Below are 7343 nucleotides of genomic sequence, written 5' to 3'. Positions count from 1 at the left end.
CACACCGTGGATTTACGGTCCCAAGGCCAGATATACGCTCCCAAAGCGTATATTTGACGCTAACCTAGAGGTCAGGGCCTAAAAATCCCCGATCCCAGACACACTTTCTGACCCTTAACCCTTGTTTGGGCTATTTTTTGCCCCGGTTGCGGGCGCGCTGTAAGGCGGTATGGTTTTGGGTGTCCGCAGCGCGCTTCCCCCGGCGCATAGTCGGACGGAAGGAAAATAAAAAGCCACGACTCCCGCACCCCCGCAGGTGGCTTCTCCCCAGTGCTTCCAACGACGAGAAGCACTGGGGAGTTTCCTTTATTGTGCGCTTTCCAGTCGTTCTTTGAGACTGGTGGCTAAGTTTAGAAGTTCATCTGGATTATCTGCGGGGCGTTGCTGAGGCAGATTTCTCTGTGCTGCGCGAAAGCAAACATAGAATTAAAGGGTGGATTCGCCGCAGTCAAGAACTTAGCCAGAGACCTAGCGGCCAACAATCCTTTCAATAACACGACTCTCGAGGGATTCGATAAGACTGCCCCAGGCGTCAGGCCCCCTGTCAACCTTTTCATCACTTTCTGCGAGGGTGTCATCTATCAGAGTGTTTGCTACTTTTACCCAAGTATCGCAATCTGCACCGTTCGGCACGGAGACTTGTTTTACCGTCCGGGCAGTGTCCCAGTCCGGACTCCTTTCAGGCACATATTTATTTGGAAATTCCGGACCGTACACCCTACATTCCAAGAAGTTATGGTCTGCTTCACGTAGAGCTTTCAGCTCAAGCCGAGGGGAAAATAGATCAAATCCAGGGTCCCCGTTCATCTCCGATCTCTCTATCAAATTAATTACGCGAGAATTATCATTTTTACTGCTATCAATATGCATACCGTCAACAGTATCTAGTTCACGATCCTCCTACCATTGATCGCCCCTTTGAGGTAAACCCCTCGAATCGTAAAGGACAATCATGAAAAACTACGCCAACCTTTTTGAGTACACTGCACAGCCAGCAGACAGTCAACGCATCCTTGAATTTGAAAGCAAGCTTGGCAAAAAGCTACCTGATGATTACAAGATGCTGCTTTCAGAAACTGGAGGCGGCATCCTCAACCTAGAAAAATGCTTCCTTACAGATATTTCCCTGCCTGATGGGGACACCTTGGAGGTCGTTGTTGAAGATATCTTCGGCAACGGCACAGCAAGCAATGGCGCTCATGTTGATTTGATTGACTACGCAACCTTCCTCATGGATGAGTGGGAGATTCCCGAAGAAGTCCTTCTCTTGGCTGCTAGCGAAGACGGAATGCATCAATGCTTTGTCATTAACTACGGCTTGCCAGATTTCCCAGAAGGCGCCGTATTGTACGTGGATACCGATCCCGATGGGATCATCATGCCCGTTGCAGAATCAGTCGACGCATTCTTGTCTAAGCTAGGCCCCTACCCAGACCAAGAAGAAACGGTTGAAGATGCAGAGCCGGATAACATCGGGATCAATGGTGTTCGATATGGATCCCTTTCTGAACCTCTCCGAAAGGCGATATCTGCCACTCCAACACCAGGAATCGAAAAGCTTTTAAAACAGGCCACAGAGCTCATCACCAAAGATTTAAATCCAATAATCACCGAGAATAGCCCTGAAAGTCGAACCTTTTACGACGTTGTGTACTGGATTGTTCAGCATATTGAGCCCCAACACGATCCTGAAACATTTGCCAACGGAGGCCGAGAAGGACAAATACTAACCTTCCCAGAACTCATGAAGAACTCATTTATAGTTCCTGGTCAGAAATACGAACTCGGCTACACGCTCGCATCCTTAATCATGTGGTGGGATCGCAGAGTCAAAGAAGGAGTTCTCAAAGAAACCGACAACGGTTTCATCCTCGACGAGAATTACGCCGGTAGCGTCTTCGATCGGCTTCGCCAAGGAGAGATCCAAAACTAGCTTTTCCAGAATTGTTGTCCCCGCGCCCAGCATTTGAAAGCAATCGCCCAAAGTAGAGGACACCATTACTAAACAATGGGGTACACCCAGTGCGACAGATGTGTCGCAAAAATGGCGAGACCGAGCCTATTGGCAACAGCAAACTACTGCGCCGTAACTGTCCCGCTGGGGTGCCCCTGTATGGCACTGACTCGACGAGGCCGCGAACGAGCAGCCTCTTGAGAAGGCGAAAGGCAGCGGCAGCGAACCTGGATCGGTTCAGATCTGCGAGATGGATGCGCTCATCGGTTCGCCGCGTTGCTCGAGGTTCCGGCTGCGTCCGCAACGGAGTGGGCGAGGTGCTCTGCCAGCGCGGCGCGCAGTTCGGGCGGAAGGGGGGCGGCTCCGACGGATTCGCTAAGCCAGAGTCCGTCGGCGGCAAGGTACGCGACCATCTTCTGCAGCGCCCGAGGGTCAGTCGGGTCAATCTCGGCAGGGTCGGGTATCCATCGGGAGATGACCCTTCTCCACGGCTTGTTGAGCTCGCTGTCGGTGCTCGCCTCGAGCATGAACAGCAGCTCGGGGCCAGTGGCGCTGCGAGCGCTCACGCGGGCGTAGGCGGCGACGCGCTCGTCCTGCGTTGCCTCGTCTGGGTCCTTGCCCAGGACGTTGATCATCTCGTGGTCCCAGCGCTCGGCAAGATGCTCGTGCAGCGCGAGCACCAGGGCGTCCTTCGAGGGGAAGTGGTAGAGCAGCCCACCTTTGGTGAGTCCGGAGGCGGCGGCCACCGATTCGTACGTGACGGCCGTGACGCCGTCGGTTTCGACAACGTGGAGGGCGGCTTGGAGGATGGAGTCTCGTTTGCTGGTCCGCATGAGCGGTCCTTTCGTGGTCAGTGCTCGGAGTGCAGCTGCGACTGCGTGCCAGGCAGGTACCGACGCAGCAGCACTCCCGTGATGACAGTGGCCGCTGCCAGGACGCCGGCAACGACTAGCATCACGACGAGGTACGCGGAGTCGAAGGCCGTGGAGGCCGCCTGAATGATGGCGGCGTCTCCCTGCGCCGCCTCCAGTGCCTCAGCGATACCGTCACCAGCCGCCGCCGGTGCGCCGTTGGGGAGGACAACACTGGCGGTATAGATGGCCGTGAGCAGGCTTCCGAGCACGGACACGGCGATGAGGCTGCCGAACTCGTAGGAGACCTCTTCGAGGGAAGCGGCCATGCCTGCACGGCGCACCGGCACGTTCCCGATGATGGCGGTGGAGGCGACCGACAAGGCAGCTCCGAAACCGGCACCCGTCACCAGAAGGCCGAGAACCAGCACGCCGAAGGATGATTGGAACCCGACTACCGTCACCACGACGCCGCCGGTGGCGACGGCGAGACCACCGGTGATCAGCGCGAGCAGCCCGACACGGTGCAAGAAGGCACCACCCAGGAGCGCTGTCGGCAACGCGCCCACGGCAATCACGGCAACCAAAAGCCCAGCCTCCAGCGGACTGAAGCCGACGACCAGCTGGAACCGTTGCGTGGTGACAAGCTGGATGCCACCGATGGCGAACATCGCGAACGCCGCGGCGAGCACGCCAGCACTGAACGCCGGGTTGAGGAAGATGGAGAACTCCAGCAGCGGATTCTCCAGGCGCCGCTGACGGCGCACGAAGAGCCAGAACCCGATGGCAGCAACGAGCAGCGCAACAACAATGGTCGCGACAGACGGGGGCGCGTGGCCGATCTCCTTGATGGCCACCACCGTTCCGACGAGCCCGATCATCACCAGTATCGAAGACACGGCATCCCAGCGCTTCGAAGGATCCGGGTCATTGGCCGGGCGGATCAACCAGGTAGCAACCAGCGCCAGCGCCACTACGGGCACGTTCACCAGGAACACCGAGCCCCACCAGAAGTTCTCGAGCAAAGTTCCGCCGAGGATGGGGCCCAGCGCGGCACCCACCACGGAGAGGCTGCCCCAGATCGCGATCGCGAGGTTCCGCTCGCGCTCGACCGTGAAGTACGTGCGGATCAGTGCCAGGGTTGCCGGCATCATCGCTGCCGCACCGACAGCGAGCACAGCGCGTGCACCGATCAGCACCTCGGGCGACGGCGCCAACGCTGCGAGCAGGGACGCCAACCCGAAGATCACCAGGCCGACGACGAACATCTGCGTGTGGCCGATGCGATCACCGAGGGTCCCGCTACCGAGCAGCAGGCCCGCCATCACCAGGGGGTAGGCGTTGATGATCCACAGGCTCTGGGTGCTTGATGCCTGAAGGTCCTCGGTCAGTGTCGGCAATGCCGTGTACAGGATCGAGTTGTCGAGGGTGATCAGTAGGAGCCCCGCTCCGACAGTCACCAGCAGCGACCAGCGTCGCCGTTTCGTCATCGTGGACATGCGCGTCTCCTTAATCGTTTAATCGTGAACAACGTAAGTGTACCGGATGGATGGTGTAGTTATGTCTACTGCGAGAGAGATCCGCGTCACTCCCTGTTCACGGCGCCTAAGGCCAGTGACTACGAGCGTGGCGCTCATTTGGGTACACCCTATTGTTACGCCGCTTTGGAGCAGAATGTTTCCTGTAAATAGAGCCGTTCCTAGCATTGTTTTACACGCGTCTAGTGGGGTCTAGGCCTTATGTTTACAGAAAGTGGTGAGTGTGGTGTTATCGCCTGACGGTTTCCATAGGTTGCATCCCTCAGTGTGGTGTAACGCTTGCTGATGGTCACTGACATCTTGCGCCACTTGAAGAGTGTGAGACGGCAAAAACTAATCCAACTGGTCCACAGCGAGGTCCCAATACCCGCTGGGTAGTTTGCCTCTAAAAGGCAGCGGAACTTAGACCCCAACCCCGCACCCTACGTGACGGCGGTAACTATAGTTCGTAGATATGACCGCACCACAAAATAAGACGCAGCACGAGTTGCTCCAAGAACGCGCAGCAGCGGTGGACCTGCGCGCCTATCACCTCCACCTCGATCTCTCGGAAGTACTCGATAGCCCCACCTACCGCGTGACTACCCGCCTCGAGCTCAGCAGCAGCGAACCCGAGCTTTTCCTTGATTACCTGGGCGAATCCGTCGCGGAGGTCAAGATCAATGGCACCCCGCAGGAGGTGGATTTTGATGGCAGCATCATCCGATTGCACGGCCTGCCGGTAGGGGAGGAGCTCGCCATCGAGGTCACCGGCCACTCGCGCTATTCGCGCACCGGCCAGGGTCTGCATCGGATGCACGATCAGGCCGATGACGCGACCTACCTGTATTCACACCTCGAGCCTTCCGACGCCCGTCGCATCTTCCCCTGCCTGGAGCAGCCGGACCTCAAGGCCGTCTTCCACGTGCGCATGACCGCACCGAAAAAGTGGCAGATCCTTTCCAACCAACCGGAAGTCGAACGCAGCGAGGAGGGCGATCTCGCCACCGTTACCTTCGCGCCGACCCCGCCGCTGTCGACGTACCTGACTTCTTTCGCCGCTGGCCCCTACCAGTACCAAGAGCGCACCTGGACCGCCCCGGATGGCAGCCACTCGGCACAGCTGCGCGCCTTTGCGCGCGCGTCCATGTTTGAGCACCTAGACGACGAAATCCTAGGACTTACCGCCCAAGGCATGGACTTTTTCCACCAGAACTTTGGCTATCCCTATCCGTGGGGCAAGTACGATTCCATCTTCGTACCCGAATACAACCTCGGCGCGATGGAAAATCCCGGCCTGGTGACGTTTACGGAGAACTACATCTTCCGCTCCCACGCTACCCGCGCGCAGCATGCCGGCCGTGCAAATACCATCCTGCACGAGATGTCCCATATGTGGTTCGGTGATCTGGTCACTCCGCAGTGGTGGGATGACCTGTGGCTCAAAGAGTCCTTCGCGGAATTTATGGGCGCGGATTCTTCCGTCCACGGCACCGACTACGCCGCGGCCTGGGCCAATTTTGCCGGCGCCCGCAAGAATTGGGCCTACCTGCAGGATCAGCTGCCCACCACGCACCCCATCAAGGCGGAAATCCCGGACGTGGATGCCGCGCGCCAGAACTTCGATGGCATCACCTATGCCAAGGGAGCGGCGGTGCTCAAACAGCTGGTGCACTACGTCGGCCGCGATAATTTCTACGCCGGTGCGCGCGACTACTTCCAGGAACACGCCTTTGCCGCCGCCACCTTTGATGACCTCCTGCAGGCGCTCAAGAAGCACACGGACCGCGATCTTGATGCTTGGTCCCAAGCCTGGCTGCGCACCTGGGGCCCGGATACCCTCACCCCGGAGTTGCACACCGAAGGCGAGAAAATTGCGGAGCTGGCCATCAGTGCAGACGCCGAGGACGTCACCCGACCGCACCGCCTGACCGCTTCGCTCTTTGATGCATCCCTGCACAAGTACCGCGAGATCGACATCGATCTCCCCGCCGGCGATGGCACCACCCGCACCATCATCGATGAGGCGGCCGGCCTTCCGGCCCCGGCATTGCTGCTGCTTAACGACGCCGACCATACCTACGCCAAGATCCGCTTCGACGAGGCCTCCCTAGACACAGCGAGTGAGCGCCTGACCGACATCGAGGATGAATTGACCCGCGCGGTAATCTGGACCGCCCTGTGGAACCTCACCCGCGATGGGGAAATGTCGGCGATTGACTATGTGGGGGTCGTCGTCAAGCACGAAGCCTACGAGACCAACACGACGCTGCTGGCTGCTGCCTGCGCCAATGCCAACTTTGCGATTGCCCACTATGTTGCAGACGCCGACCGCGAGCAGGTCCGCACCGACTATGCCGAGGCGATCTGGGGCCACCTGGACGAGGCCGAACCAGCCTCGGACGCGCAGCTTGTGCTCGCTCGCGCCGCCATCCGCGCACTCGCCGCAACGCCGGAGGAATCAGGTACCGCGCGCCTTAAGGCCCTGCTCTCCGGTGGCATTGCCGGCCTTCGCGTGGACCCCGAAATCCGCTGGTCGATCTTGCGCGCCCTCGCGGCCCGCAATGCCGTAACCCCGGCCGAGCTCGAAGAGGAAAAGCAGCGCGATAATACGCTGACCGGCGCTACCGAATTCCTCGGCGCCAGCCACGCCTTCCCCACGCCGGAGACCAAGCGCTCCGCGTTCGATAAGGCACTTACGCCCGGCGCATATTCCAATGCCGAGGTGGACGCACTGGTCGCCGGTTTCAATGCCCCGCGCTCAGCTAGCCTGCAGGAGGCCTTTGCGGAGGAGTTCTTCTCCCGCGTGGAAGACATCTGGGCCGCGCACCCGATTGAGATTGCTAACCGCCTCATCCGCGGCTTCTACCCGGAGTTGCCGATGGCCGATGCCGCCACCACGCGCCTGCTGCACCGAAAGCTGCCAGGAGCGCTGCGCCGTATCCTGCTGGAATGCCGCGATAACCTGCGGCGCACCCTCCGCGTGCGGGCTGGTCAATAAACTGTACAGCCTAGCGCTCG

Annotated in this window: 5 protein-coding genes; 2 read left to right on the top strand and 3 right to left on the bottom strand. The window is 59.1% G+C overall.

Features of this window, described 5'->3' with window-relative positions; all coding sequences use genetic code 11:
* Positions 1-468: 468 nt before the first annotated feature.
* Positions 469-870 carry a hypothetical protein gene (locus RAE09_RS10330; RefSeq protein ID WP_049152276.1) on the bottom strand — a complete coding sequence of 134 codons (402 nt, stop codon included), beginning with the start codon at positions 868-870 and terminating at the stop codon, positions 469-471.
* A gap of 82 nt (positions 871-952) precedes the next feature.
* Here RAE09_RS10330 and RAE09_RS10325 point away from each other — a divergent pair, with 82 nt between their 5' ends.
* The gene (locus RAE09_RS10325; protein ID WP_049152275.1) at positions 953-1933 is read left to right on the top strand and encodes an SMI1/KNR4 family protein; all 981 of its coding nucleotides are present in this window, start codon (positions 953-955) and stop codon (positions 1931-1933) included.
* Positions 1934-2214: 281 nt separating this feature from the next.
* Here the strand turns inward: RAE09_RS10325 and RAE09_RS10320 are convergent, their stop codons facing one another.
* Both RAE09_RS10320 and RAE09_RS10315 read right to left on the bottom strand, forming a co-directional pair.
* Positions 2215-2787 (bottom strand): TetR/AcrR family transcriptional regulator, encoded by a 573-nt coding sequence (locus RAE09_RS10320; protein ID WP_021353195.1) that lies wholly within the window; start codon positions 2785-2787, stop codon positions 2215-2217.
* 17 nt (positions 2788-2804) lie between these two features.
* Positions 2805-4304 carry an MFS transporter gene (locus RAE09_RS10315; protein WP_316981628.1) on the bottom strand — a complete coding sequence of 500 codons (1500 nt, stop codon included), beginning with the start codon at positions 4302-4304 and terminating at the stop codon, positions 2805-2807.
* A gap of 493 nt (positions 4305-4797) precedes the next feature.
* Here RAE09_RS10315 and pepN point away from each other — a divergent pair, with 493 nt between their 5' ends.
* On the top strand, positions 4798-7323 hold the full coding sequence (gene pepN / locus RAE09_RS10310; protein WP_316981627.1) for an aminopeptidase N: 2526 nt from the start codon (positions 4798-4800) through the stop codon (positions 7321-7323).
* Positions 7324-7343: the final 20 nt, after the last annotated feature.

Source organism: Corynebacterium tuberculostearicum, assembly GCF_032821615.1.
GTDB lineage: Bacteria > Actinomycetota > Actinomycetes > Mycobacteriales > Mycobacteriaceae > Corynebacterium > Corynebacterium tuberculostearicum_H.
The sequence above is the reverse complement of the archived record's forward strand: the minus strand, read 5'-3'. Positions and strand labels throughout refer to the sequence as shown.